The 467-nt window shown below is 56.5% G+C and carries 1 protein-coding gene; it reads left to right on the top strand.

The features are described from left to right. Positions 1–18: 18 nt before the first annotated feature. A partial coding sequence (locus tag ACGFW6_RS45120) for an ABC transporter permease subunit (RefSeq protein WP_393523628.1) occupies positions 19–467 on the top strand: 449 nt, incomplete at its 3' end.

Raw genomic sequence — 467 nt, 5'->3', positions numbered from 1 at the left:
GGTATCCAGGGTCCCTTCATGCAGATCTTCGTCTGGACTGTGATCTTCTCCGCCGGCTCAGTAGGCTTCACCCTGGCCATCGGCATGGTGATGGCATGTCTGGTGCAGTGGGAACAGCTCAGAGGTCGTGGCTTCTACCGGGTCATGCTGATCCTGCCCTATGCGATACCGGCGTTTATCTCCATCCTGGTGTTCAAGGGCTTGTTCAACCAGAACTTCGGCGAGATCAACCTGTTCCTGGAAGCGGCGTTCGGCATCAAGCCGGACTGGTATACCACCCCCTTCCTGGCCAAGGTGATGATCCTCATCGTCAATACCTGGCTTGGCTACCCCTACATGATGATCCTCTGCATGGGCTTGCTCAAAGCCATTCCGGATGATCTCTACGAGGCGTCCGCCATGGACGGTGCCGGTCCTGTGCAGAACTTCTTCAAGATCACGGTTCCGCTCTTGATGAAGCCGCTCAC

The sequence above is a fragment of the Streptomyces sp. Y7 genome (genome assembly GCF_043195415.1).
GTDB lineage: Bacteria > Actinomycetota > Actinomycetes > Streptomycetales > Streptomycetaceae > Streptomyces.
The sequence above is the reverse complement of the archived record's forward strand: the minus strand, read 5'-3'. Positions and strand labels throughout refer to the sequence as shown.